Here is a 24688-nt window from a genome sequence, read left to right as displayed (position 1 = left end):
GATCGAAGTCCCTTCAAGGTGTCCGGTCAATCCGGAACCTACCACGTCGCAACGGCTATGAAAGACCAAGCGACTTCAGCTTCCGGTGCAGGGCGGAACGTTCCATGCCGACGAACTCCGCCGTACGCGACACGTTGCCGCCGAACCGCTTTATCTGGGCCTGCAGGTAATCCCGCTCGAACATCTCGCGCGCATCCCGAAGCGGCAGCGCCATCAGGTGCTCGCCGCCGCCATTGGTCGGCAGGCTCGGCACGTCCGCGCCGATCTCGCCCGGAAGCAGGTCGGCGGTGATCACGGCTTCCGAATCGCCGCGGGTCAGGATCATCAGCCGTTCGACGTTGTTGCGCAGCTGGCGCACGTTGCCCGGCCAGTCATGGGCCTGCAGCACCGCCATCGCATCCTCGCCGATCTTGCGGATCGGCAGGCCGGATGCGGCCGAAATCTGCTCCATGAAGAAATGGACCAGGTCGGGAATGTCGTCGCGCCGCTCGGCCAACGGCGGCACCTGCAGCGGCACCACGCCCAGCCGGTGGAACAGGTCCTCGCGGAAGCGCGCCTCGGAGATCTCGCCCTCCAGGTTGCGCGCGCTCGAGGACAGGATCCGGATATCGACGCTGACCTTGCCGACACCGCCGACGCGGGTGAAGGTCTGGTCGACAAGCACGCGCAGGATCTTGCCCTGGGTCTCGTAGGGCATGTCGGCGACTTCATCGATGTAGAGCGTGCCGCCATGGGCCTCTTCCATCGCGCCGACCTTGCGGATCCGCCCGTCGGAATCCTCGATGCCGAAGAGCTCCTCTTCCATGCGTTCGGGCGTGATCGTCGCCGCGTTGATCACCACGAAGGGATTGCGCGCGCGCTGCGACATGGCGTGGATCGTGCGGGCGGTCAGCTCCTTGCCGGCGCCCGAGGGACCGATGATCAGCACCCGGCTGTTGGTCGGGGCGACACGCTCGATCATGTGGCGCAGGTTGTTCATCGCGCTGCTGGCGCCCAGCAGCTCCGGCGCATCGCCGCTGCGCTGGCGCAGCTGCTTGATCTCGCGCTTGAGCGAAGTGGCCTCCAGCGCGCGCTCGGTGATCAGCACCAGCCGGTCGGCCTTGAACGGCTTCTCGATATAGTCGTAGGCGCCGCGCTTGATGGCCGACACCGCCGTCTCGACATTGCCGTGACCGGAAATGATCACCACCGGCAGGTCGGGGTCCTGCGCCTTGATGGCATCCAGCAGCTCCAGCCCGTCCAGACGACTGCCCTGGAGCCAGATGTCCAGCACGACCATGGACGGTCGACGCTCCTGGATTGCGGCGAGCGCGCTATCGCTGTCGCCGGCCGTGCGCGTCTTGTAGCCCTCGTCGTCGAGGATGCCGGCGATGAGGTCGCGAATGTCGGCCTCGTCGTCAACGATCAGGATATCATACGCCATCTGTAGCAACCGTCTCCGGGGTCACGGACGCCTCGCCTGCGTCTGGCGGAAGATCCGCCGTGTTTCGTACCATCGTAAGGCGGACCATGGCCCCTCGTCCGCCTCCAATGCTCTCGTCTCGCACCGGCGCATCGAGAAGCTCGATGCCGCCGCCATGCTCTTCCATGATCTTCTTGACGATTGCGAGACCAAGGCCGGTGCCCTTGTCCCGCGTCGTCATGTACGGCTCCAGCAGCCGCTGACGGTTCTCCACCGGCAGACCGATGCCATTGTCCACCACCTCGATGGCGATGGTCTCGCCGTCCTGGTGCACCGTGACGTCGATCCGTCCCTTGCTGCCGCTGTCGGCCGGCACCGCCAGTACGGATTCCGTCGCGTTCTTGATGACGTTGGTCAGCGCCTGCCCAACCAGCCTCTGGTCGAACCGCGCCTTCACGGCCACCTCCGGCAGGTCGGTGCGGATCGAGATGTCCGGATTGGCGACGCTCTGCAGGAAGGCTGCCTCGCGCACCGTGGTGCGCAGGTCGCTGGTGCTCATCGTCGGCTTGGGCATGCGCGCGAAGGACGAGAACTCGTCGACCATCCGCCCGATGTCGCCAACCTGGCGGATGATCGTGTCGATGCACTGGTCGAACACGGTGCGGTCGTCGTCGACGATCGTCTTGCCGTAGCGCCGGCGGATACGCTCCGCCGACAGCTGGATCGGCGTCAACGGGTTCTTGATCTCATGCGCGATACGGCGCGCAACGTCGGCCCAGGCCGAGGTGCGCTGGGCGGTGACGAGATCGGTGATGTCGTCCAGCGTGACCACGAAACCGTGCTCGCTGCGGGTCGACTGCTCGCTGGTCACGCGTACGTTCACGCTGCGCTCGCGTCCATGCCGGTGCAGCGAGACCTGCGTCTCGGTCATCCGGTCGTCGGCGCGCGCCAGCACGTCCTCCACCACCGAGGCAAGCTCCGGAACCACGCGCCCCAAAGGTTCGTCCAGCAGCGCGCTTTCGCTGACATCGAGCAGAGACAGCGCCGATCGGTTCACCAGCGTGATACGCCCGGTATCGTCGATGCCGATGACGCCGGCGGTGACGCCCGAAAGCACGGCCTCGGTAAAGCGGCGGCGGCGGTCGATCTGGTCGTTGGCCGCCAGCAACGCATCGCGCTGACCGCGCAGCTGCGCCGTCATGTTGTTGAAGGTGGCACCAAGATTGGCCAGGTCCCCAGCCGACTTGTCGGTCTCCACCTGGACATAGAGATTGCCCTTGGAAACCTGGTCGGCAGCGCCGATGAGCCGGCGGATCGGCGCCACCAGCATGTTGGCAAAGCCGAAGCCGATCCAGATCGAGGACAGCAACAGCACCAGGGTGACGCCGGTATAGACGAGCGCGAAGGCCACCTGCACGCCGAACCGGCTCTGCTCCATGCGACCGTACTGACTGGCCCCATCCTCGGCCAGACGCATGTAGTCGACCACGCGCTTGTCCATCGCACGGGTGACATAGAGGTACATGTCCTCATAGGCGGAGAGCTTCATCACGCCGCCGACGAGGTTGGATACGCCCGGCGCGATCAGCACCGGCTCGCCCGCCGCCGCCTGCCCGAACGCCTCCACCGGCGGCAGGATTACCTCCACGTCCGGATTGACGACAGCGCGGGTAATCACCGTGCCGTCCGGCTTCATCAGATAGGCGCCGCCGAGCGCGCGCAAGGTGGTCTGCGTCTGGAAGAAACTGTCGAAGCGGGTCGGCTCGAAGTCGTAGACCGCCTTGGCCCGGTCGATGTCGCTGGCCATCGCGATGAGGTCGCCCCGCAGCACACGGGCGTGTTCCTGCAGGTAGGCCTGCGCCACGGTGAGCGCATTGTCGATGATCAGCCGCGTGCGGTCCTCGAACCAGCGGTCGAGGCCGCGGTCGAGGGTGATGGTCGCGAGAATTGCGACAAGAACGGCCGGCACCGCCGCCACGACGCTGAACAGCGTGACGATGCGCCCGTGCAGGCGGGCGGCCGCGCGCCCTCGTCGCCGAGCCTGCAGAAGCGCTGCGAACTCGAGCCCGATCAGCAGCAGCAGGATGGCCACCAGCACGCCGTTGATCACCATCGCGACCTGCGCGACGGGACCGTCCGGCGCGATCGGCGTCACGCCCATCAGCACGAAAAAGGTCAGCGTGATGGAGATCAGCGAGACGATGACGAGCACGAGGCCGATGCGGCGCACGCGCAATCCGCTCCGACCGCTGTCGGATGGGGAATCTGCTCCGCTGGTTCTCTCGGCAAGCACAGTCGGCAACCGTCGCTAGAATCGGCCCAGGCGGGTCCGTTGCTGGGAATGCGGCACCCTTACCACACAATGTTGCCAAATTACGACAGAGATGCCGCCGCGTGAAGGCAGCGTCAGCGGTTGGACCGGATCACCTGGACGTCGAGATCGCGGATTTTCTTGCGCAGCGTGTTGCGGTTCACGCCGAGCAGCTCCGCCGCCTTGATCTGGTTGCCGCGCGTTGCGGCAAGCGCCGCACCGATCAACGGATACTCAACCTCGCGCAGGATGCGGTGATAGAGCCCGGGAGGCGGCAGCGCGTCGCCAAAGGCCTGAAAGTAGGTGTTGAGATAGCGCTCGACCGATCCGGAGAGATCAATCTGGGCGTTCTCCTCTTCCTCGACGCTGGGCGCAGGCTGGCTGAGTTCCTGATCGATCAACGCCGCGGAGATTACATCCTGCGGATAAAGCGCCGAAAGCCGCCGGACGAGGTTTTCCAGTTCGCGCACGTTGCCTGGCCAGCGATAGCGGCGCAGCCGGTCGATGGCGGCCGTCTCGATCTGCTTGGCCGGAAGCCCCTCCTTCTCGGCCAGCGTGAAGAAGTGCCGCACCAGATCCGGAATGTCCTCGATGCGTTCGCGCAGCGGCGGGAGCCGGATCGGCACCACGTTCAGCCGGTAATAAAGGTCCTCGCGGAAGAGGCCCTGATTGATCAGCTGACGCAGGTCCTTGTTGGTGGCCGCGACGATGCGCACGTCCGTGCGGATCGGCACGCGCCCGCCGACGGTGGTGTATTCGCCCTGTTGCAGGACGCGCAGGAGCCGCGTCTGCGCCTCCATCGGCATGTCGCCGATTTCGTCGAGGAACAGCGTGCCGCCGTCGGCCTGCTCGAAGCGGCCGGCAGAGCGCTGCTGCGCGCCGGTGAAGGCGCCCTTCTCGTGACCGAACAGCTCGGCCTCGATCAGGTCGCGCGGGATTGCCGCCATGTTGATGGCAACGAAGGGGCCGTTGCGGCGCTTGCCGTAGTCGTGCAGGGCGCGGGCGACGAGCTCCTTGCCGGTTCCCGACTCGCCGTTGATCATCACCGACAGGTCGGTCTGCATCAGACGGGCGAGCACCCGGTAGATTTCCTGCATGGCCGGCGAGCGCCCGACCAGCGGGATGTTCTCGCCCGCCTCCTCCGGCTCGTCCATCTTGATCCGGCGCGGCTCCGAAAGAGCCCGACCCACGATGCTGGTCAGCTCCTTCAGGTCGAAGGGCTTGGGCAGATACTCATAAGCCCCCTTCTCCGACGCCCGGATCGCCGTCATGAACGTGTTCTGCGCGCTCATGACGATGACCGGCAGGTCCGGCCGCAGCTTCTTGATGCGCGGCAGGACGTCGAATGCGTTTTCGTCCGGCATCATCACGTCGGTGACGACGAGATCGCCGTCGCCGGAGCTGACCCAGCGCCAGAGCGTGGTTGCATTGGAGGTGAGCCGGACGGTGTAGCCAGCGCGTGACAGCGCCTGGTTCAGCACCGTGCGGATTGCGGCGTCGTCATCGGCAACGAGGATGGTCCCGGTCGGCATGGTCGGTGTCCCAGATGTCAGATTTCGTCCTGCGTCGCGTAGGCGGGCATCAGGATTCGGAAAACGGTTCGGCCGGGCTGGCTGTCACATTCGATGACGCCGCCATGGTCGCCGATGATCTTGGCGACCAGGGCAAGCCCCAGGCCGGAGCCGTTGGCCTTGGTCGTCACGAAGGGGTCGAAGAGATGCGGCAGCAGGTCCTCGGGAACGCCCGGACCATTGTCTCGCACGCAGAATTCGAGCGGCAGGCTCACCCGCTCCCGCGAGCCCGGCACCGACAAACGGATGCCGGGGCGATAGGCCGTGGTCAGCGTGATCTCGCCCGCCGGTTCGCCCGCCACCGCCTCGCTGGCGTTCTTCACCAGATTGAGGAACACCTGCACCAGCTGGTCGCGATTGGCCAGGACCAGCGGCAGCGACGGGTCGTATTCGACATTGATCGGGATGTTGCGCGCAAAGCCGGAATTGGCGAGGCGCTGCACATGGTCGAGCACCACATGGATGTTGACCGGCTCGCGCTCCACGGGCCGCTCGTCGGAGAACACCTCCATCCGGTCGACCAGCTTCACGATCCGGTCGGTCTCATCCATGATCAGCCGCGTGAGCGGACGGTCGTCCTCGGCGGCCGAGGCCTCCAGCAGCTGCGCCGCGCCGCGAATGCCGGACAGCGGGTTCTTGATCTCGTGCGCCAGCATCGTGGCAAGACCCGAGACCGTGCGCGCCGCCCCGCGGGACGTCAGCTGGCGGTCGATCTTTTCCGCCATGCCCCGTTCCTGCAGCATCAGGACAACGGCCCCCGGCCGGTCGGTTACCGGCGCGGCGATGATGTCGACGATCTTCTCCGCGCCGATGCGGGGCGAGCTGATGTCCACCTTGTATTCGTTGACTGGCGCACCGCGCTCCCTGACCTGCGAGATCAGCATCAGGAGCGGACTGCCGAAGGGCACAAAATGGGACACCGGATGCCGGCGCAGCACCTGCGCGCTGGCGCGGAAGAAGCTTTCCGCCGCCATGTTGGCCTCGACGATGCGCCCTTGCGGGTCGACCAGGATCAGCGGATGCGGCAGGGCATCGAGGATCTGGCCGTTGGTGCCGGGGATGGGACCGGCAGCGGCTTCGCGTGCGCCTCTCATGCGGCGGCCTCCAGGCTGGTTCCGGTCTCCGGCATGCCCGAAAAACAGGCCATGAGGCTGGCAGCGACAAAGCCGGCATCTTCCGAGGTCAGGATCTTCTGGCGCAGGGCTCCGGGCGCATCGGGCGCGCCTGCGTCCAGATACCAGGCGATATGCTTGCGGGCGAGCCGCAGCCCCTTCTGCGGGCCGTAGAGCTCTTGCATCATCTCGATATGCTCGCACACCAGCTTGCCGAGCTCGGCACCGGACGGAACCTGAGGGCTGGGCAGGCCGTCCAGCTCGGCGGCGATTGCCCCCGGCAGCCAGGGCCGGCCATAGGCCGCGCGCCCGACCATCACCGCATCGGCGCCGGAACGGGTCATCATCTCGCGTGCATCGTCCGCCGAGGAGCAATCGCCATTGGCGACCAAGGGAACGGCAATGCGCTCGCGCACCGCCCGGATCGCATCCCAGTCCGCCTGCCCCTTGTAGAACTGGCAACGGGTGCGGCCATGGACGGTGATCATCGCAACGCCGGCCGCCTCGGCTCGCGCGGCAAGCTCTGGCGCGTTGAGCGAATCGTGATCCCAGCCAAGGCGCATCTTCAGCGTCACCGGCACGGACACCGCGCCGACGGTCGCCTTTACCAGCGTCAGGGCATGGTCGAGATCGCGCATGAGCGCCGACCCGGAATAACCGGACGTCACCTTCTTGGCCGGGCAGCCCATGTTGATATCGATGACATCGGCTCCGGCCGCCTCCGCCAGACGCGCGCCCTCCGCCATCCAGCGGGCCTCGCGGCCGGCAAGCTGCACCACATGCGGCGCGCCGGCGATTCCCTCGCTGCGAAGACGGGTTTCCGGATGGCCCTCGGCCAGCTGCTCGCACGCCACCATTTCGGAGACCACGAGCCCAGCGCCAAAGCGATGCGCCAAACGCCGGAAAGCCACATCGGTGACGCCGGACATGGGGGCGAGGAACACGCAATTGGCGCTCTCGACAGTCCCGATCCTGATGCCGCGGCAGCCTGCGCCGCCCTGATGAATGCTCATATGATGTGCACTTTCCTGTGTGCCTACAGAATAGACAATGCCGTTTACGCTGCAAGTGCGAAATTCACGGCCCCGACATAAGCCTTGTGGATGCGCAGCGAAACCGGCAAAACCGCCGCATCCGCATTGACGACCGGACATGACGATGACCCCGCCTGCCAGTTTCCCGCCGGGCGCCGCCGATCGGGTGGCCATGCTGATCGTCGCGGCAGGCAAGGGCCTGCGCGCGGGCGGCGGCCTGCCCAAGCAGTATCGCAAGATCGGCGTCACGCCCGTGCTGCGACGCACAATCGAGGCCGCCCTCGCCTGCGAGCGAGTATCCTGCGTCGTGGTGCTTATCGGCGAAGACGACGGCACCCATTATGCCGACTGCGTCGCCGGTCTTGCAGATCCGCGCCTGCGACCGCCGGCCACCGGCGGCGAGACGCGCCAGCAAACGGTGCTGAACGGATTGCGGGCGCTGGAAGACTTCGGCCCCGACATCGTTCTTATCCACGACGGGGCCCGCCCCTTCGTCTCGGCAAAGGTCATAGCAGCGTCCATCGACGCGATTGTGACCGGCCACCGCGCTGCGATTGCGGCGATCCCGGTCTCCGACACGCTCAAGCGCGCGGATGGCGAAAGCGGCGCGATCCTCGGGACGGTGGAGCGCAGCGGACTTTATGCCGCGCAGACGCCGCAGGCCTTCCGCTATAGCGACATTCTGGCCGCGCATGAGCGGGCGGCGAGCGAAGGGCTTGCCTCCTTCACCGATGACGCGGCCGTTGCCGAATGGGCCGGCCACACGGTCGTGCTGACGCCCGGCGAAACCGGCAATATCAAGATCACGACGGCGGAGGACCTGCGCCGCCTCGACAGCGAAAGCGCCACCAGGGAGCAGCGCATGGACATGGAAACGCGTGTCGCCACCGCCTACGACGTGCACGCCTTCGAAGCGGGCCGCGGGGTCATTCTCGGCGGCATCACCATTCTCCACGACCGCGCGCTGAAGGGGCACTCCGACGCGGACGTGGTGCTGCACGCACTCACCGACGCGGTCCTGGCGACCATCTGCGACGGCGACATCGGCCATCACTTCCCGCCGAGCGATCCGCAGTGGCGCGGTGCGCCCTCCGATCAGTTCCTTGCCTATGCGGTGGATCGGCTGCGCCAGCGCGGCGGCCGCATCTCCCATCTCGACGTGACGATCGTCTGCGAGCGCCCGAAGATCGGCCCCCACCGCGAAACCATGCGCGCCCGCATCGCCGAGATTTGCGGCACGCCCCTGCACCGGGTATCGGTGAAGGCGACGACCTCCGAACGGCTCGGCTTCACGGGCCGCGAGGAAGGCATCGCGGCACTGGCGACCGCCACGGTCCGCCTGCCGGCCGAAGACGACGAGTTGCCCGCGCAAGGAGCCAGAGCGTGACCGATCTTGCCCGCATCGAGGACAGCGCCGCCCGGGTGATCCGCGAGGCGAGCGAAGCAGGGCTGATGCTGGCCACGGCCGAATCCTGCACCGGCGGACTGATCGCCGGGGCGCTGACGGAGATTGCCGGCTCGTCCTCGGCGGTCGAGCGCGGGTTCGTGACCTATTCGAACGAAGCGAAAAGCGACATGCTGGGCGTTCCGGCCGATCTGATCGCCCGCGTCGGCGCAGTCAGCCGCGAAGTCGCCATCGCGATGGCGGAAGGCGCGCTCGCCGCATCGCGCGCCGATGTGACCGTCGCCGTCACCGGCATTGCCGGACCGGGCGGTGGTTCGGCGGAAAAGCCGGTCGGCCTCGTTCATATGGCGCTGGCGGCAAAGGGCCTTTCCACGCACCATAAGGAATTGCGGTTCGGCGACATCGGGCGAAGCGGCGTGCGCCTTGCGACCGTGGAGCGCGCGCTGGCGGCCCTGTCACAGACCATCGCTAAAGTTTTAGCGGCTCGCACAACGAACGAGTGACCAGTTCGGCAAAGTTTCTCGCCAGTTAATTGTTTTTTCTGGGGCATGCACCCAAAGTCCTTTGCAAACAGGGACATGTTACATGCGTAAAACCTGCCTGACCATTTTACTCGCAGCAGCACTCCCCGCGAGCGCTCTTGCCGGCGATATCCACATGATCTCCCGGCACTCCGACGGATCTTTCTATGGCAGCCACAAGGTGTTCACCCGCGCCGGAGACAATCTCCACGAGATCTCGCTCTGCGGACGGGCCTACTTTGCCCGTGCGGCAACAGTCGCCTGGATGAACTACGAGGCAGAAGAAGGCCGCGACGTCGGTTTGGAAATGAACCAGGGCAAGGGCTGGTACCGGATCTGCCAGGACCCGAGCAAGCAGGTCAAGCTCGCCGATATCGGCGTCACCGGCACGAATGCGGAGGTGATGCGTGCGAGCGACGAGGCGGTGAACCGCCGCATGCGCTTCATCTACATCCGCCAGATCTTTTCCAAGGTCGGAAACTCCGGCGCCGCCTCATCGTCCTATCACGCACGCTGAGGCGCTTCGAGGTCAGCCCGAAGCGCCGTAGACCACGTCGGCCCGCGCCTCGAACGCGTCCGAGAACTTGCGGAACGCCCGGTCGAACATCGCCGACATCAACGCGCTGAGCGTGCGGCTCTTAAACTCGTAGGTAATGTCGAAACCGACCTCGCAGGCATCCTCGCCGAGCGGCTTGAACGTCCATACATTTTCAAGATGCCGGAACGGGCCGTCGAGATATTCGACAAGAATCCGGCCCGCGGCAGGTTCCAGCGTGACGCGGCTGGTGAAGGTCTCGCGGAACAGCTTGTAGGCGACTGTCATGTCGGCCACCAGAACCTCGCGCCCCTCGCCGAGATCCTTGCGCCCCCTCACCTGCAGCTTCTCGCAAAGCGGTACGAATTCGGGATACTTCTCCACATCGGCGACCAGAGCGAACATGTCCTCGCTGCTGTGCGCCACCTTGTGGACGGTCTGGAATGACGGCATGTGACGTTCGGTCCTGCGTCTTTCTCGTGTCGACGGCCCGGCACACGGCCGGGCCGGAATATCAGACGGAAGCGGCCCGGCCCAGCTTGGCGGCGCGCGCACGCTTCAGGTCCGCGAAGTCCTCGCCCGCATGATGCGACGAACGGGTCAGCGGGCTGGCCGAAACCTTCAGGAAGCCCTTGGCATAGGCGATCTTCTCGAATGCCGTGAACTCGTCCGGCGTCACGAAGCGCGCCACCGCGTGGTGCTTGGAGCTCGGCTGCAGATACTGGCCGATTGTCAGGAAGTCGACCTCTGCGGTGCGCAGATCGTCCATCAGCTGCAGCACCTCGTTCCGCTCCTCGCCGAGACCGACCATGATGCCCGACTTGGTGAACATGCTCGGGTCGATCTCCTTCACCTGCTGAAGCAGGCGGATGGAGTGGAAATAGCGCGCGCCGGGGCGCACGGTCAGATACTTGGACGGCACCGTCTCCAGATTGTGGTTGAAGACGTCGGGCCGCGCGCGAACCACCGTTTCCAGGGCGCCGGGCTTGCGCAAGAAATCGGGCGTCAGCACCTCGATGGTGGTCGAGGGCGCGCGCTCGCGGATCGCCTGGATCACTTCGGCGAAATGGCCGGCACCACCGTCGGCAAGGTCGTCGCGGTCCACCGAGGTGATGACGACATGCTGCAGGCCCATCGTCGCGACGGCCTCGGCAACGCCGGTCGGTTCCTTCGGGTCGACCGGACCGGGCATGCCCGTGCGCACGTTGCAGAAGGCGCAGGCGCGGGTGCAGGTGTCGCCGAGGATCATGAAGCTGGCATGCTTCTTCGACCAGCACTCGCCGATATTCGGACAGCCCGCTTCCTCGCAGACGGTCACGAGATTGTTGGAGCGCACCACCTGCTGCGTTTCCCGGTAGACGGGAGACGTCGGCGCCTTGACCCGGATCCAGGCAGGCTTGCGCTGGATCGGGTTGTCGGGCCGGTGGGCCTTTTCCGGATGGCGGGGCCGCTCGGCCTGCGAGCTGCCCTGGGTAACCGTGTCGAGGAGTGTAACCATGGCACCTAAGTGTCGCTGTTGGGGTGAAAGGTCAAGCGGTTCCGCGCCGGTCTGCTATACCGCCGCAGCAGGTCTCATGTAGCTCTTCAACTGCGCAACGGCAGCCTCCCCCAGAGGCTGGGAGCGTCGTGTGCTCTCGTTCATCTGCACGATCACGCTGCGCGCCTTCGCCAGATGCCGCCCGTCCTGGCAGATCACCTGTTCCAGGGTTATGGAACTGCGCCCGATGTTCGCCACCGCGGTGCCGATCTCCACCATGCCGGGCCACAGGCCTTCGGCAAGGAAGTCAAGCTCCAGCCGGGCGATCACAAAGGCCGCGCCCGGTTCTGCCAGCTCCCCGGCCACATGGAACAGGAGCTCCACCCGGCCGGTCTCCAGAAACGTCGAGTAGACCGCGTTGTTGACGTGTCCCTGCCGGTCCGTGTCGCTGTAACGCAGCTTGTCGCTCGCGCGCAGCGGGTAGGCCTCGATTGGGGCTAACTCGTTCAACTCCGGATCTTCCGCCAGACGAACAGAAGCAGGATCGCGCCCACGGTCGCCAGGACCAGCTGGTCGATGAATGCGCCCGACACGTTCAGCTTGAAGATTTCGGCGAGCTTGCCACCGACCAGCGCACCGATCAGGCCGACGATCAGGCTGCCGAAAAAGCCGCCGCGGCTGTCGAGCACGCGGTACGCGACGGCGCCGGCGATCAACCCGATCACGATCCAGAGGATGATGCCCATTATGTCCTCACCTGAAAGCCGGCCCGAGAGATCAGGCGATTACCCGCGCGATCAGCACCACCACCACGGCGCCTATAGCCGCGACGATGATCTGGTTCACGAAGGCATTGCCGACATTGATGCTGATGCCGGCCATGTTGAACAGAAAGCCGCCGACGAAAGCACCGATCAGGCCGGTGATCAGATAGCGCACAAGGCCACCGCCGCCGATCACCAGGCTGGCAAGCCAGCCGGCAATGAGACCGATGACGCACCAGATGAGGATGTTCTTGACGTCCATGTCGAAAGCCCCCGTTTGCAGGAAGGTGCGGTGAAGCGCCTGCCGAGGGTAGACGCTTCACCGTGCAACTCAAGTTCGGGCCAGGGCCTGTCCTCAGGCGTTGAGCACCCGGCCATAGGCGTCGAGCACGCTTTCCTTCATCATTTCCGACAGGGTCGGATGCGGGAAGATCGTGTGCATCAGCTCTTCCTCGGTGGTCTCCAGGTTCATGGCGACCACGAAGCCCTGGATCAGCTCGGTCACTTCCGCGCCGACCATGTGGGCGCCAATCAGCTCGCCGGTCTTCTTGTCGAAGATCGTCTTGATCATGCCCTGGTCCTCGCCAAGCGCGATCGCCTTGCCGTTTGCGGCAAAGCTGTAGCGGCCGACACGGATGTCGCGGCCCTGCTCTTTGGCCTTGGCTTCGGTGAGGCCGACGGAGGCGACCTGCGGATTGCAGTAGGTGCAGCCCGGAATGCGGCCCTTCTCCATCGGATGGACGCCCGGCACGCCGGCGATCTTCTCGATGCAGATGACGCCCTCGTGCTCGGCCTTGTGAGCCAGCATCGGCGGGCCGGCGACGTCGCCGATGGCGTAGATGCCCGGCACGTTGGTCTTGCCGTAGCCGTCGATGACGATGCAGCCGCGGTCGGTCTTGACGCCGAGCGCCTCGAGGCCGAGGCCCTCGATATTGCCCTGGACGCCGACGGCGGAGATCAGGCGGTCGGCGGTGATCTTCTCGACCTTGCCGTCCTTGGTCTCAACATGAGCTGTGACGGAATTCGCGCCCTTCTCCACCTTGGCGACCTTGGCCTCGGTGAGGATCTTGAGGCCGCGCTTTTCCAGCTGCTTGCGGGCGAAGGCGGAGATCTCGGCGTCTTCGACCGGCATGACCTGCGGCATCACTTCTACAACGGTCACCTCGGCGCCCATCGAGCGGTAGAAGGACGCAAACTCGATGCCGATGGCGCCCGAGCCCATGACGACCAGCGACTTGGGCATGACGTCCGGCTTCATCGCCTCGAAATAGGTCCAGATCAGCTTGCCGTCCGGCTCGATGCCCGGCAGGGCGCGGGGACGCGCGCCGGTCGCGACGATGATGTGCTTGGCGGTGTAGGTGCCCTCGCCCTTGACGCCCTTCGGCACCGGGTTCTGCGGCTCGACCACCGGCTTCGTCGACTTGCCGACGCTGATCTCGCCGGGCTTGGTCAGCTTCGCCTCGCCCCAGATCACGTCGATCTTGTTCTTCTTCATCAGGAAGGCGACGCCGCCATTGAGACGGGCCGAGACGCCGCGCGAGCGGGCGACCACGTCCTTGACGTCGGCGGTCATCTTGCCCTCGAGCTTGAGGCCGTAGCTCTTGGCGTGGTTGGCGTGATCGAGGATCTCCGCGGACCGGAGCAGCGCCTTGGTGGGAATGCAGCCCCAGTTGAGGCAGATGCCGCCAAGATGCTCGCGCTCGACGATCGCGGTCTTGAGTCCGAGCTGCGCCGCACGGATGGCCGTGACATAGCCTCCCGGGCCCGAGCCGATGATGATGACGTCGTAGGACGTACCGCTCATGAAAAGTCCTCCAGATAGGACGGCGGGCGCGCCGGAAGGCTGCACCCGGCGGAAACGGAATAGATGGCAAGACGGCCGGCGCCACAGCAGGGCGCCGGCCGTCCGATCACACCAGCATGCTCATCGGGTTTTCGATGAACTGCCGGAACGCAGACATCAATTCCGCGCCGAGGGCGCCGTCGACCGCGCGGTGGTCGGTCGACAGGGTCACCGACATGACGGTGGCAATTGCCAGGGCGCCGTTCTTGACCACGGCGCGCTGCTCTCCCGCACCGACCGCGAGAATGGTCGCGTGCGGCGGATTGATCACGGCAGCGAAGTCCTTGATCCCGAACATGCCGAGATTTGACACGGAGGTGGTGCCGCCCTGGTATTCCTGCGGCTGCAGCTTGCGGCTGCGGGCACGGCCAGCCAGGTCCTTCATCTCGTTGGAGATCGCGGACAAGGTCTTCTCGTCGGCCCGGCGGATGATCGGGGTGATCAGCCCCCCCTCGATGGCCACGGCAACGCCGACATCGGCGTGCTTGTGGACCAGCATGCCACCGTCGGTCCAGCTGGCATTGGCCGCCGGCACCGCCTTCAGCGCCAGCGCATGGGCCTTGATGACCATGTCGTTGACCGAGAGCTTGTAGGCCGGCTTGCCGTCCTTGTCCTTCGGCGCCGCGTCGTTGAGCTGGGCACGAAGGGCCAGCAGCGCGTCGAGCTCGCAATCCACCGTCAGGTAGAAATGCGGCACGGTCTGCTTGGACTCCGTCAGGCGCTTGGCGATGGTCTTGCGCATGTTGTCATGCGGCACGACCTCGTAGCTGCCCTCCTCGAAGAGCTTGAGCACCTGGGAATCCGCCATGCCGGACGGCGCGGCGGCCTTGGGAGCCTCGGCAGCAGCGGGCTTTTCGGCCGCAGCGGCCTTCGGTGTATCCGCACCCTTGCGGCCGGTACCGGACTTCAGCGCTTCGTCCACATCGCGCTTGACGATGCGGCCATGCGGACCGGAGCCGGAGATCGCGGCAAGATCGAGACCATCCTGCGCCGCAAGCCGGCGCGCGAGCGGCGAGGCAAAGATGCGCTCACCCTTGTCGCTGGCTGGCGCCGGCGGCGCCTTGGCGGTAGCCGCCTGCTGGGCGGCTGCCGGAGCGGACGGCTCCGACTTGGCCGGGGCCTCGGACTTTGCCGGAGCCTCCGCCTTGGCCGGCGCGGCGTCGGCCTTCGCGGCGCCGTCGAGGGAGGAGGCATCCTCCCCCTCTTCCAGCAGCAGCGCGATGACCTCGTTGACCTTCACACCCTCGGTGCCTTCCGCAACGAGGATCTTGCCCACCGTGCCCTCGTCGACCGCCTCGACTTCCATGGTCGCCTTGTCGGTCTCGATTTCCGCGATGACGTCGCCGGAGGAGACGGTGTCGCCCTCCTTGACCAGCCACCTGGCGAGATTGCCCTCTTCCATCGTCGGCGAGAGGGCCGGCATCAAAATCTTGATTGGCATCGTCTCTTCCCCGCCTCAGGCCGTGTAGGTGACGGCTTTGACCGCGTCGATGACTTCCTTCACCGAAGGCAGAGCCAGCTTTTCGAGGTTGGCCGCATAGGGCATCGGCACATCCTTGCCGGTGACCCGCAGGATCGGCGCGTCGAGCCAGTCGAACGCCTTCTCCTGGACCTGATAGCCGATTTCCGCGGAAACCGAGCACATCGGGTAGGCTTCCTCGACCGTGACCAGACGGCCGGTCTTCTTCACCGACGCGATGACCGTGTCGATGTCGAGCGGACGGATCGAGCGCAGGTTGACCACTTCCGCGGAAATGCCCGCAGCCGCCAGTTCCTCGACTGCCTTCATGACGTAGGTCATGCCGATGCCCCAAGAGACGATGGTCACATCGCTGCCCTTGCGCTCGACCTTGGCCTTGCCGATCGGCAGGACGAAGTCCTCGACATCCGGGATCTCGAAGGTCTGGCCGTAGAGGATCTCGTTCTCGAGGAAGACGACCGGGTTCGGGTCGCGGATCGCGGCCTTGAGCAGACCCTTGGCATCGGCCGCCGACCAGGGCTGCACGACCTTGAGGCCCGGAACGTGGGCGTACCAGGCCGCATAGTCCTGGCTGTGCTGGGCTGCGACGCGGGCCGCCGCACCGTTGGCGCCGCGGAACACGATCGGCGCGCCCATCTGGCCGCCGGACATGTAGAGCGTCTTGGCGGCGGAGTTGATGATCTGGTCGATCGCCTGCATGGCGAAGTTGAAGGTCATGAACTCGACGATCGGCTTGAGGCCGGCCATCGCTGCACCCACGCCAAGACCCGTGAAGCCGTGCTCGGTAATCGGGGTGTCGATGACGCGCTTGGCACCGAACTCCTCGAGCAAGCCTTGCGAGATCTTGTAGGCTCCCTGGTACTCGGCGACTTCCTCGCCCATCAGGAAGACGTCGCCGTCGCGGCGCATCTCTTCCGCCATCGCATCGCGCAGCGCTTCGCGGACGGTGGTCTTCACCATCGGCGTGCCTTCCGGCACATCCGGATCGCTCACGTCGTCAGGGGCCGGAGCAACGGGCGCTGCGGCAACCGGAGCCGGCTTCTCAGCCGGAGCCTCGGCTTCCTTTTCCTGCGGCGCAGGCGCTGCAGCGGTCTTCGGCGCGGCGTCGAGGGCGGATGCGTCCTCGTCCTCGCCCAGCAGCATGGCGATCGGCGTGTTGACCTTGACGTTCTCGGTCCCCTCGGCAACGAGGATCTTGCCGAGCACGCCCTCGTCGACCGCCTCGACTTCCATGGTCGCCTTGTCGGTCTCGATTTCGGCGATCACATCGCCGGCGGCGACGCTGTCGCCTTCCTTCTTCACCCATTTGGCCAGGGTGCCCTCTTCCATCGTCGGGGAGAGGGCCGGCATCAGAATCTCAATCGGCATCGTACGCTCCCGCGATCAAAGAAGAATGTCGGTGTAGAGCTCGGACACATCCGGCTCCGGATCCGTCTGCGCGAACTCGGCGGACTCCGCCACGATCTCGCGCACCTCCTTGTCGATGGCCTTGAGGTCGTCCTCGCTCGCCCACCCGTTCTCCAGAAGACGCTTGCGGACCTGCTCGATCGGATCGTGCTCGGTGCGCATCTTCTGGACCTCCTCCTTCGACCGGTACTTGGCCGGGTCGGACATGGAGTGGCCGCGATAGCGATAGGTGATCATTTCGAGGATGTACGGCCCCTTGCCCGAGCGGCAATGCTCGAGCGCCTTCTCGCTGGCCGCCATGACGGCGCGCACGTCCATGCCGTCGACCTGCTCGCCGGGAATGCCGAACGAGGCGCCGCGCTGGGACAGGTCCGTCGTCGCGGAGGCACGCTCGATGCTGGTGCCCATGCCGTACTTATTGTTCTCGATGACATAGACCACGGGCAGCTTCCAAAGCTGCGCCATGTTGAAGCTCTCGTAGACCTGGCCCTGGTTGGAGGCGCCGTCGCCGAAGAAGGTCATCGCGACCGCACCGTTCTCACGGTAGCGGTTGGCGAAGCCAAGGCCGGTGCCGAGCGAGACCTGGGCGCCGACGATGCCGTGGCCGCCGTAGAACTGCTTTTCCTTGGAGAACATGTGCATGGAGCCGCCCTTCCCCTTGGAATAGCCGCCCCGACGCCCGGTCAGCTCGGCCATGACGCCCTTCGGGTCCATGTCCATGGCGAGCATATGGCCGTGATCACGATAGCCGGTGATCATCTGGTCGCCGTCCTTGGATGCCATGCGCATGCCGACGACGACCGCTTCCTGGCCGATATAAAGGTGACAGAAGCCGCCGATCAGGCCCATGCCATAAAGCTGGCCGGCCTTTTCCTCAAAGCGGCGAATGAGCAGCATGTGCCGATAGGCACCCAGTTCCTGCTCCTTGGTGAACTCTACGATCGCGGGCGACGATTTGGCCGCCCCTCCCTTCGACCGGGCAGCGCTCTTCGAGCGTGCACCGGAGGCCTTGCCAGACGTTCCAGCCATGTCCCTCGTCTCGGTTTTGCGCCCCTTGCGGGACGGCGTTTCCCCTTCAACAATCTAGCGGAAGGTACGCGAGGCGAAAAGTCAATGAAAGCCGGAAGTTACCGAGCCGAAAAACAGATCAAATAACTGATATGTATGGATTTTTCGAATTTTAACAGAAATCTGGTTCAATATACATTATGAACTAGATTTAGGTTATTTTGCCGAGGCATGGCTCGGCCGCAGGATTGCGAGCTCCTGCGGGTTCACCAGATTGAGGCTCGCGCGCGCGCGCTCGTCGATCATGTCCGGATCGAGGCTCTCGGGGCGCAGCAACATCACGCGCCTCAGCAATTCTTCGCGCTCCCCCCGCACCACGGCAAGCTCTTTTTCCAGCTCGGCGTAGCGGTGCTCGATCCGGGCTTTGCCCACGAGACCGAGTTCGCCGTTCAGCGCGTGAAAGGCGAAGTAGGCGACAAGCCCCACGGCAATCGCGGGCACCGTGAGGCGCTGGCGAAGGGTGCGGCGGCGGTAACGGGTGGAATTGAACGGCACGGAAGCGACCCGACTCGATACGAACAGTTCGACGGGACCACTATCGGCCAACAGCCTTAATGGTTGGTTGCCGCCCGAGCGAAAGGCTCAGGCGGCAGCAGTTTCGGCCTCAGCAAGGCGCACCAGCTTGAGCAGGACGGCGGCACTGCCCTTGAGCCGCTGCTCGGCGCTGTCCCAGTCGCGCACCAGAACCACCTTCTGATCGGGGCGGATCTTCGCCAGCACACCCTGCTCGGCGATATAGGACACCAGGCCGGCCGGATTGGCGAAGGAGCTGTTGCGGAAGGCGATGACCACGCCCTTCGGTCCGGCGTCGATCTTCTCCACATTGGCCCGGCGGCACAGCCCCTTGATGAAGACGATCTTCAACAGGTGCTCCACCTCTTCCGGCAGCGGACCGAAACGGTCGATGAGCTCGGCGCCGAACGCATCGATATCTTCCGGCGCCGAAAGGTCCGCCAGACGCCGATAGAGCGACAGGCGCAGCGGCAGGTCGGCGACATAGCTCTCCGGAATGAGAACCGGCGTGCCGACCTGGATCTGCGGAGACCAGGTCTCTTCCGCTTCCGTGTCGTCGCCGGTGCGCAGCTGCGCCACCGCCTCCTCCAGCATCTGCTGGTAGAGTTCGAAACCGACTTCCTTGATGTGTCCCGACTGCTCCTCGCCGAGCAGGTTGCCCGCACCGCGAATGTCGAGATCGTGGCTGGCGAGCTGGAAGCCGGCACCGAGGCTGTCGAGCGACTGCAGCACCTTGAGACGGCGGTCGGCGGTGGTCGTCAGCGACTTGTTGGCCGGCACCGTGAACAGCGCATAGGCCCGCGTCTTCGAGCGGCCGACACGCCCGCGCAGCTGGTAGAGCTGGGCAAGGCCGAACATGTCCGCCCGGTGGACGATCAGCGTGTTGGCAGTCGGAATATCGAGGCCCGACTCCACGATGGTCGTCGACAGCAGCACGTCGTACTTGCCCTCGTAGAAGGCGTTCATGACGTCTTCCAGCTCTCCCGGCGCCATCTGGCCATGCGCCACCGCGACCTTCACCTCCGGCACACTCTGCTCGAGGAAAGCCTTCTGGTCGGCGAGATCCGAGACGCGCGGGCAGACATAGAAGCTCTGGCCGCCGCGATAGCGCTCGCGCAGCAGCGCCTCGCGCACCACCACCGGATCGAACGGCGAGATGAACGTGCGCACGGCAAGCCGGTCCACCGGCGGCGTCGCGATCAGCGACAATTCCCGCACGCCGGTCAGCGCCAGCTGCAGGGTGCGCGGGATCGGCGTTGCCGACAGGGTCAGCACATGCACCTCGGATTTCAGCTCCTTGAGCTTCTCCTTGTGCTTCACGCCGAAATGCTGCTCCTCGTCGATGATCAGGAGGCCGAGATCGCGGAAGGTAACGCCCTTGCCGAGCAGGGCGTGGGTGCCCACAACGATATCGACCGAACCGTCGGCGAGGCCCTTCTTGGTCGCGGCGAGGTCCTTCGCCGGTACAAGGCGCGAGGCATGCGCAACATTGATCGGCAGGCCCTGGAAGCGCTCGGAGAACGTCTTGAAGTGCTGGCGGGCCAGCAGTGTCGTCGGCACGACCAGCGCAACCTGGCGCCCCGTCATCGCGGCGATGAAGGCAGCGCGCAGGGCGACCTCGGTCTTTCCGAAACCGACGTCGCCGCAGACCAGCCGGTCCATCGGGCGGCCCGACGCGAGATCCTCGAACACCGCATCGATGGCGTTGAGCTGGTCCTCGGTCTCGTCATAGGGGAAGCGCGTCGCAAACTCGTCGTAGACGCCTTCCGGCGGAACGATGGGAGGCGCCGTGCGCAGCGCCCGGGCAGCAGCGGTCTTGATCAACCCGTCGGCGGTCTCGAGGATCCGCTTCTTCATCCGGGCCTTGCGGGCCTGCCAGGCCCCGCCGCCCAGCTTGTCGAGCTGCGCCTCGGTGTCTTCCGATCCGTAGCGGGTCAGAAGCTCGATGTTCTCGACCGGCAGGAACAGCTTGTCGCCGCCGGCATATTGCAGCTCGAGACAATCGTGCGGCGCGCCGGCCGCCTCGATGGTGCGCAGGCCGATGAAGCGGCCGATGCCGTGGTCGACGTGGACCACAAGATCGTTCTGGGCAAGGCTTGCCGCTTCGGTCAGGACATTGGCGCCCGATGCCTTGCGGCGGCGCTGGCGCACCAGGCGATCGCCAAGGATGTCCTGCTCGCAGATGACGGTCAGGCCGTCGACCTCGAAGCCCTGCTCGATGCCGAGCACGGCGAGCGCAGCCATGCCCTTGGGCAGGCCCAGCGCATCACGGTCGGTCGCAACGGGCGCGGCACGATCAAGCCCGTGGTCGGCCAGCACATGCGACAGACGCTCGCGCGATCCCTCGCTCCAGCAGGCGATGACGATGCGGTCGCCTGCCTTGCGGCGAGCGCTGGCATGCGCCGCCAGCGCGTCGAAGACGTTGACATCGCCGGCCGAGCGTTCGGCCGCAAAGCTGCGGCCCTGCCGGCCGCCGAGCTCCAGCACCTGCTGCCCCGTTCCGGGCGGCACGTCGAAGGCCGACAGGCGCAGGCTCGCGCCATCGGCAAGGGAGGTCGCCCATTCCTCCCCCGTCAGGTAGAGCGCGTCCGGCGCCAGCGGCTTGTACGGCACCGAGCCGGAGCCGCCTGCCTTGCCCAGCGCATCGACACGCGCCTGATAGTGCTCGGAGATCTGATCCTGACGTTCGCGCACCACGTCGTCGATGGACGACGACAGGACGAAAGGCACGCCCGCGCAATAGTCGAACAAGGTCGCGAGCCGCTCGTGGAACAGCGGCAGCCAATGCTCCATGCCGGCATAGCGCCGGCCTTCGCTGATCGACTGGTAGAGGATGTCGTCCCGGTCCGTCGCGCCGAAGCCCGCCACATAGCCCTTGCGGAAACGGGAGATCGCCTCTTCCGTCAGCACGACCTCGCTCATCGCGACAAGATCGAGATGCTTGATCTGCCGCGTCGTGCGCTGGGTCTCGGTATCGAAGGTACGCAGCGACTCCAGCGTGTCGCCGAAGAAGTCGAGACGGACGGGCGCTTCCATTCCCGGCGCGAAGACGTCGACGATACCGCCGCGCACGGCGTACTCGCCCGTATCCTGCACGGTCGAGGAGCGCACGAAGCCGTTGGTCTCCAGCCACGACACCAACCCGCCGAGATCGACCCGGTTGCCCGGACGGGCGCTCCAGCTCTGACTGCGAGCGAAATCGGGCACCGGCACGCGCTGCAAGGCGGCATTGGCGGTGGTCAGCAGAATGGTCGGCCGCTCGAAGGCCCCGCCCCCGCCGGCAAGCCGGCTCAGCGAGGTCAGGCGCCGGGCGACCAGCGCGGATGTCGGCGATACCCGGTCATAGGGAAGACAATCCCAGGCCGGCAGGTCGAGCACATCGCAATCGGGCGCGAAATAAGCGAGCGCATCCTGCACGCTGCGGGCATGGCTGGCATCGCGCGCCACGAAGACGAGGGCCAGGCCCGGTCCTGCATCCTTGACGAGAGCCGCCAGCACATAGGCTTCCGCGCCGTCCGGCACGCCCGTAATGACGGCATTGCCTGTCTTGAGGGAGAGTTTGTCGACCACGATTCGTTCCTGACCCGGCCAGCCACGCCCCATGCGGCTGACGGAAGGTTTAGCTGTTCTTGCTGCGATAGGCGGCGATGGCGCGGTAAAGACCGGTATCGTGCTCGGCCGGCACCGGCTTGCGTCCGATCATCCAGGCGAACAGTTCCTGGTCGGAAACGTCCATCAGCACTTCCAGCGTGGCAAGATCCGCCTCGCTCATCGTGGCGATGTTCTCGCCCACATATCCGCCGAGGAGAATGTCCATCTCCTTCATGCCGCGATGCTGGCAGCGATAGAGAATGCGCTTGCGCCGCGCGCTGTCGTCGTCGCGTTCGCTTTCGGAGGTGACCGTGCGGTCTGCCATGCCGTTTCCTTTGCCTTCGCCTGCATCCCTGGGGACGCCTCTGCCCGGCCGTATGGGTGCGGCCTTGACAGAACCCTGATCGTGCGCGGGTTATAGCGGTCCCCGCGTGAAACTCAATGCGTGGGGCTGCCGCCGGTTCCAGCGACCGCACCCTTGGCAGCATGTCAACCAGCCAGAAGACCGGCCCGCCTTCCGTCCATGCGCCCTTCGATCCTCGACCCGCTGTTTGCTCCTGTTTCTTCCCTGCCGGGCGTCGGCTCCAGGTTGGCCGTGCGGCTTGCCAGCCTGCTTGGAACGGATCCGGAACGCGAGCCGCATGTCATCGACCTGCTGATGCACATGCCGAGCGGCATCATCGACCGCCGCCTGCGCCCCGGCATCGCCCGCGCACCGGAGGGGGCCATCGTTACGCTCGAAGTGCGGATCGACCGCCATCAGGCGCCTCCCCGCGCCAGCCGCGCGCCCTACCGCATCTTCGGCCACGACGACAGCGGCGAGATCGCCTTCGTGTTCTTCCATGCCAATTCCAGCTGGCTGGAGAAGTCCATGCCGGTGGGCGCCGATCTCATCGTCTCCGGCCGGGTCGAGTGGTTCAATGGCCGCCCGCAGATGGTCCACCCCGACCATGTGGTGCCGGCGGAAGAGGCAGACACACTGCCGCTGGTCGAGCCCGTCTACCCGCTGACGCAGGGCCTGTCGGGCAAGGTGCTGCAAAAGGCTATCGCGGCCGGGCTCGAGCGTGTACCGGACCTGCCCGAATGGCTGGACGCGGCCCATGGCAAGCGGGCGAACTGGCCTTCGTTCCGCGAGGCGCTGACCGCGCTGCATCGGCCCGACGAGGCACGGCTCGCCGAGCAGGGTGAGGACAGCACGGCCCTTGCGCGCCTCAGCTACGACGAGTTTCTCGCCAACCAGCTGGCGCTGGCCCTCGTGCGCCGTTCCCTGCGCCAGACACGGGGCATCGGCCGCAAGTTCGAAGGGGTTTTGAAGGCGAGGATCCTGGCCGCCCTTCCCTACTCTCTCACCAATGGACAGGCGCAAGCGGTCACCGAAATCGAGGAGGACCTTGCCTCGCCGATTCGAATGTTGCGCCTGCTGCAGGGTGATGTCGGCGCCGGCAAGACCGTGGTCGGCCTGCTGGCGGCTGCGGCGGCCATCGAGTCGGGCGCGCAGACCGTATTGATGGCGCCGACCGAGATCCTTGCCCGCCAGCATCACGCCTCTCTTGCCCCGCTCTGCGCGGCCGCCGGCATTCGCCTTGCCATCCTCACCGGGCGGGACGGTGCCCGGCACAAGCGCGAGACGCGGGCAGCGCTGGAGGCCGGAGAGATCGACCTGCTGGTCGGCACCCATGCGCTCTTCCAGTCGGACATTGCCTTTGCCAATCTCGGACTTGCCATCGTCGACGAGCAGCACCGCTTCGGCGTTCACCAGCGCCTGATGCTCGCCTCCAAGGGACAGGGCGTCGACATGCTGGTGATGACGGCAACGCCCATCCCGCGCACGCTGGTGCTCACCTATTTCGGCGACATGGAAGTCTCTCGCCTGACGGAGAAGCCCGCCGGCCGCCAGCCAATCACGACAGTTGCCGTGCCGCTCGACCGGATGGACGAGGTGGTCGAGCGCCTGCGCGTCGCGCTCCAGGAGGGCAAGAAGGCGTATTGGGTGTGCCCGCTCGTCGAGGAATCCGAGAAATCCGACCTTGCTGCAGCCGAGGAGCGCCATGCGGTCCTGACTCAGCTCCTGGGACCGCGCGTCGCGCTGGTGCACGGGCGCCAAAGCAGCGACGAGAAAGACGCCGCCATGCGTGCCTTCAAGGACGGTCCGGTCCAGCTTCTCGTTGCCACCACCGTGATCGAGGTCGGCGTCGACGTGCCGGAAGCGTCCATCATCGTCATCGAGCACGCCGAACGGTTCGGCCTGTCGCAGCTGCACCAGCTGCGCGGCCGGGTCGGTCGCGGCAAGGAAGCCTCGACCTGCCTTCTGCTCTACAAGACACCGATCGGCGAGACGGCCCGTGCGCGACTGTCGATCATGCGCGAGACCAACGACGGCTTCCTGATCGCCGAGGAGGACCTGCGGCTGCGTGGCGAGGGCGAAATCCTCGGCACCCGCCAGTCCGGAACGCCGGGCTTCCGCATTGCCGATGCAGGCACGCAAGGCGACCTGTTGGAAACCGCACGCGACGATGCCCGGCTGGTGCTGGAGACCGAGCCGGCGCTGGACGGCAAGCGCGGTCCGCATCTGCGTATGCTGCTCTATCTCTTCGGCCGTGACGAGGCGGTCCGCCTGCTCCGCGCGGGCTAAACTTCCGTAACGGAAGATAGGC

At 65.8% G+C, this 24688-nt stretch carries 21 protein-coding genes; 4 read left to right on the top strand and 17 right to left on the bottom strand.

The window, feature by feature from the left end:
* Positions 1–55: 55 nt before the first annotated feature.
* The 5 genes from ntrX to dusB all read right to left on the bottom strand — a co-directional run bounded on the left by ntrX (position 56) and on the right by dusB (position 7409).
* Positions 56–1423, bottom strand: coding sequence for a nitrogen assimilation response regulator NtrX (ntrX, locus tag ACVJ6E_RS08865; protein ID WP_120267930.1), 1368 nt, complete (start codon positions 1421–1423; stop codon positions 56–58).
* The gene (locus ACVJ6E_RS08860; RefSeq protein WP_491676428.1) at positions 1413–3638 is read right to left on the bottom strand and encodes a sensor histidine kinase NtrY-like; all 2226 of its coding nucleotides are present in this window, start codon (positions 3636–3638) and stop codon (positions 1413–1415) included. Before ACVJ6E_RS08860 ends, ntrX begins: the two co-directional genes overlap by 11 nt.
* A 170-nt stretch (positions 3639–3808) precedes the next feature.
* A complete protein-coding gene (ntrC, locus tag ACVJ6E_RS08855; RefSeq protein WP_120267929.1) occupies positions 3809–5245 on the bottom strand; it encodes a nitrogen regulation protein NR(I) in 1437 nt (478 codons plus the stop codon).
* A gap of 17 nt (positions 5246–5262) precedes the next feature.
* On the bottom strand, positions 5263–6378 hold the full coding sequence (locus ACVJ6E_RS08850) for a two-component system sensor histidine kinase NtrB (RefSeq protein ID WP_120267928.1): 1116 nt from the start codon (positions 6376–6378) through the stop codon (positions 5263–5265).
* Positions 6375–7409, bottom strand: a complete 1035-nt coding sequence (gene dusB / locus ACVJ6E_RS08845; RefSeq protein ID WP_199681021.1) for a tRNA dihydrouridine synthase DusB — start codon at positions 7407–7409, stop codon at positions 6375–6377. The genes ACVJ6E_RS08850 and dusB overlap by 4 nt, the downstream gene beginning before the upstream one ends.
* 145 nt (positions 7410–7554) lie before the next feature.
* Here dusB and ACVJ6E_RS08840 point away from each other — a divergent pair, with 145 nt between their 5' ends.
* From ACVJ6E_RS08840 to ACVJ6E_RS08830, 3 genes are all read left to right on the top strand, one after another.
* The gene (locus ACVJ6E_RS08840) at positions 7555–8817 is read left to right on the top strand and encodes a bifunctional 2-C-methyl-D-erythritol 4-phosphate cytidylyltransferase/2-C-methyl-D-erythritol 2,4-cyclodiphosphate synthase (RefSeq protein ID WP_120267927.1); all 1263 of its coding nucleotides are present in this window, start codon (positions 7555–7557) and stop codon (positions 8815–8817) included.
* Positions 8814–9338, top strand: coding sequence for a CinA family protein (locus ACVJ6E_RS08835; protein ID WP_199681019.1), 525 nt, complete (start codon positions 8814–8816; stop codon positions 9336–9338). The genes ACVJ6E_RS08840 and ACVJ6E_RS08835 overlap by 4 nt, the downstream gene beginning before the upstream one ends.
* 82 nt (positions 9339–9420) lie before the next feature.
* Positions 9421–9873: a hypothetical protein gene (locus ACVJ6E_RS08830; RefSeq protein ID WP_147421826.1), complete on the top strand. Its 453-nt coding sequence runs from the start codon at positions 9421–9423 to the stop codon at positions 9871–9873.
* A 12-nt stretch (positions 9874–9885) separates the two neighbouring features.
* On the opposite strand, the gene ACVJ6E_RS08825 is transcribed toward ACVJ6E_RS08830, so the two are convergent.
* The 12 genes from ACVJ6E_RS08825 to ACVJ6E_RS08770 form a co-directional block, all read right to left on the bottom strand.
* On the bottom strand, positions 9886–10344 hold the full coding sequence (locus tag ACVJ6E_RS08825; protein ID WP_120267925.1) for a type II toxin-antitoxin system RatA family toxin: 459 nt from the start codon (positions 10342–10344) through the stop codon (positions 9886–9888).
* Positions 10345–10405: 61 nt separating this feature from the next.
* On the bottom strand, positions 10406–11389 hold the full coding sequence (gene lipA, locus ACVJ6E_RS08820; protein ID WP_120267924.1) for a lipoyl synthase: 984 nt from the start codon (positions 11387–11389) through the stop codon (positions 10406–10408).
* Positions 11390–11443: 54 nt separating this feature from the next.
* Positions 11444–11878, bottom strand: a complete 435-nt coding sequence (locus tag ACVJ6E_RS08815) for an acyl-CoA thioesterase (RefSeq protein ID WP_120267923.1) — start codon at positions 11876–11878, stop codon at positions 11444–11446.
* Complete coding sequence (locus ACVJ6E_RS08810; protein WP_120267922.1) at positions 11875–12114, bottom strand: GlsB/YeaQ/YmgE family stress response membrane protein; 240 nt, start codon at positions 12112–12114, stop codon at positions 11875–11877. The genes ACVJ6E_RS08815 and ACVJ6E_RS08810 overlap by 4 nt, the downstream gene beginning before the upstream one ends.
* 31 nt (positions 12115–12145) lie before the next feature.
* Positions 12146–12394 carry a GlsB/YeaQ/YmgE family stress response membrane protein gene (locus tag ACVJ6E_RS08805; protein ID WP_120267921.1) on the bottom strand — a complete coding sequence of 83 codons (249 nt, stop codon included), beginning with the start codon at positions 12392–12394 and terminating at the stop codon, positions 12146–12148.
* A gap of 93 nt (positions 12395–12487) precedes the next feature.
* Positions 12488–13936, bottom strand: coding sequence for a dihydrolipoyl dehydrogenase (lpdA, locus tag ACVJ6E_RS08800; RefSeq protein ID WP_067333514.1), 1449 nt, complete (start codon positions 13934–13936; stop codon positions 12488–12490).
* Positions 13937–14042: 106 nt separating this feature from the next.
* Complete coding sequence (locus ACVJ6E_RS08795) at positions 14043–15416, bottom strand: pyruvate dehydrogenase complex dihydrolipoamide acetyltransferase (RefSeq protein ID WP_120267920.1); 1374 nt, start codon at positions 15414–15416, stop codon at positions 14043–14045.
* A 15-nt stretch (positions 15417–15431) separates the two neighbouring features.
* Complete coding sequence (locus ACVJ6E_RS08790; RefSeq protein ID WP_120267919.1) at positions 15432–16823, bottom strand: pyruvate dehydrogenase complex E1 component subunit beta; 1392 nt, start codon at positions 16821–16823, stop codon at positions 15432–15434.
* Positions 16824–16838: 15 nt separating this feature from the next.
* Complete coding sequence (gene pdhA / locus ACVJ6E_RS08785) at positions 16839–17891, bottom strand: pyruvate dehydrogenase (acetyl-transferring) E1 component subunit alpha (protein WP_120267918.1); 1053 nt, start codon at positions 17889–17891, stop codon at positions 16839–16841.
* Between the two features lie 195 nt (positions 17892–18086).
* Positions 18087–18425, bottom strand: a complete 339-nt coding sequence (locus ACVJ6E_RS08780; RefSeq protein WP_208996637.1) for an FtsB family cell division protein — start codon at positions 18423–18425, stop codon at positions 18087–18089.
* Between the two features lie 87 nt (positions 18426–18512).
* Positions 18513–22013 (bottom strand): transcription-repair coupling factor, encoded by a 3501-nt coding sequence (gene mfd / locus ACVJ6E_RS08775; protein ID WP_491676427.1) that lies wholly within the window; start codon positions 22011–22013, stop codon positions 18513–18515.
* A gap of 49 nt (positions 22014–22062) precedes the next feature.
* Positions 22063–22359, bottom strand: a complete 297-nt coding sequence (locus tag ACVJ6E_RS08770; RefSeq protein WP_120267916.1) for an FAD assembly factor SdhE — start codon at positions 22357–22359, stop codon at positions 22063–22065.
* A 198-nt stretch (positions 22360–22557) separates the two neighbouring features.
* Here ACVJ6E_RS08770 and recG point away from each other — a divergent pair, with 198 nt between their 5' ends.
* Positions 22558–24666, top strand: a complete 2109-nt coding sequence (gene recG / locus ACVJ6E_RS08765) for an ATP-dependent DNA helicase RecG (RefSeq protein ID WP_120267915.1) — start codon at positions 22558–22560, stop codon at positions 24664–24666.
* The last annotated feature ends 22 nt before the right edge of the window (positions 24667–24688 follow it).

This window comes from Stappia sp. G46H5W, from assembly GCF_058448995.1.
Note: the sequence above shows the minus strand (reverse complement) of the source record. Positions and strands in the feature narration are given on the sequence as shown.

Coding starts and splice junctions, on each gene's coding strand:
- ACVJ6E_RS08810 (WP_120267922.1), bottom strand. CDS start 12,114: ATGGGCATCATCCTCTGGATCGTGATCGGGTTGATCGCCGGCGCCGTC.
- ACVJ6E_RS08795 (WP_120267920.1), bottom strand. CDS start 15,416: ATGCCAATCAAGATTTTGATGCCGGCCCTCTCGCCGACGATGGAAGAG.
- ACVJ6E_RS08850 (WP_120267928.1), bottom strand. CDS start 6,378: ATGAGAGGCGCACGCGAAGCCGCTGCCGGTCCCATCCCCGGCACCAAC.
- lpdA (WP_067333514.1), bottom strand. CDS start 13,936: ATGAGCGGTACGTCCTACGACGTCATCATCATCGGCTCGGGCCCGGGA.
- lipA (WP_120267924.1), bottom strand. CDS start 11,389: ATGGTTACACTCCTCGACACGGTTACCCAGGGCAGCTCGCAGGCCGAG.
- ACVJ6E_RS08805 (WP_120267921.1), bottom strand. CDS start 12,394: ATGGACGTCAAGAACATCCTCATCTGGTGCGTCATCGGTCTCATTGCC.
- pdhA (WP_120267918.1), bottom strand. CDS start 17,891: ATGGCTGGAACGTCTGGCAAGGCCTCCGGTGCACGCTCGAAGAGCGCT.
- ACVJ6E_RS08825 (WP_120267925.1), bottom strand. CDS start 10,344: ATGCCGTCATTCCAGACCGTCCACAAGGTGGCGCACAGCAGCGAGGAC.
- ACVJ6E_RS08830 (WP_147421826.1), top strand. CDS start 9,421: ATGCGTAAAACCTGCCTGACCATTTTACTCGCAGCAGCACTCCCCGCG.
- recG (WP_120267915.1), top strand. CDS start 22,558: ATGCGCCCTTCGATCCTCGACCCGCTGTTTGCTCCTGTTTCTTCCCTG.
- ntrC (WP_120267929.1), bottom strand. CDS start 5,245: ATGCCGACCGGGACCATCCTCGTTGCCGATGACGACGCCGCAATCCGC.
- ACVJ6E_RS08790 (WP_120267919.1), bottom strand. CDS start 16,823: ATGCCGATTGAGATTCTGATGCCGGCCCTCTCCCCGACGATGGAAGAG.
- dusB (WP_199681021.1), bottom strand. CDS start 7,409: ATGAGCATTCATCAGGGCGGCGCAGGCTGCCGCGGCATCAGGATCGGG.
- ACVJ6E_RS08770 (WP_120267916.1), bottom strand. CDS start 22,359: ATGGCAGACCGCACGGTCACCTCCGAAAGCGAACGCGACGACGACAGC.
- ACVJ6E_RS08840 (WP_120267927.1), top strand. CDS start 7,555: ATGACCCCGCCTGCCAGTTTCCCGCCGGGCGCCGCCGATCGGGTGGCC.
- ntrX (WP_120267930.1), bottom strand. CDS start 1,423: ATGGCGTATGATATCCTGATCGTTGACGACGAGGCCGACATTCGCGAC.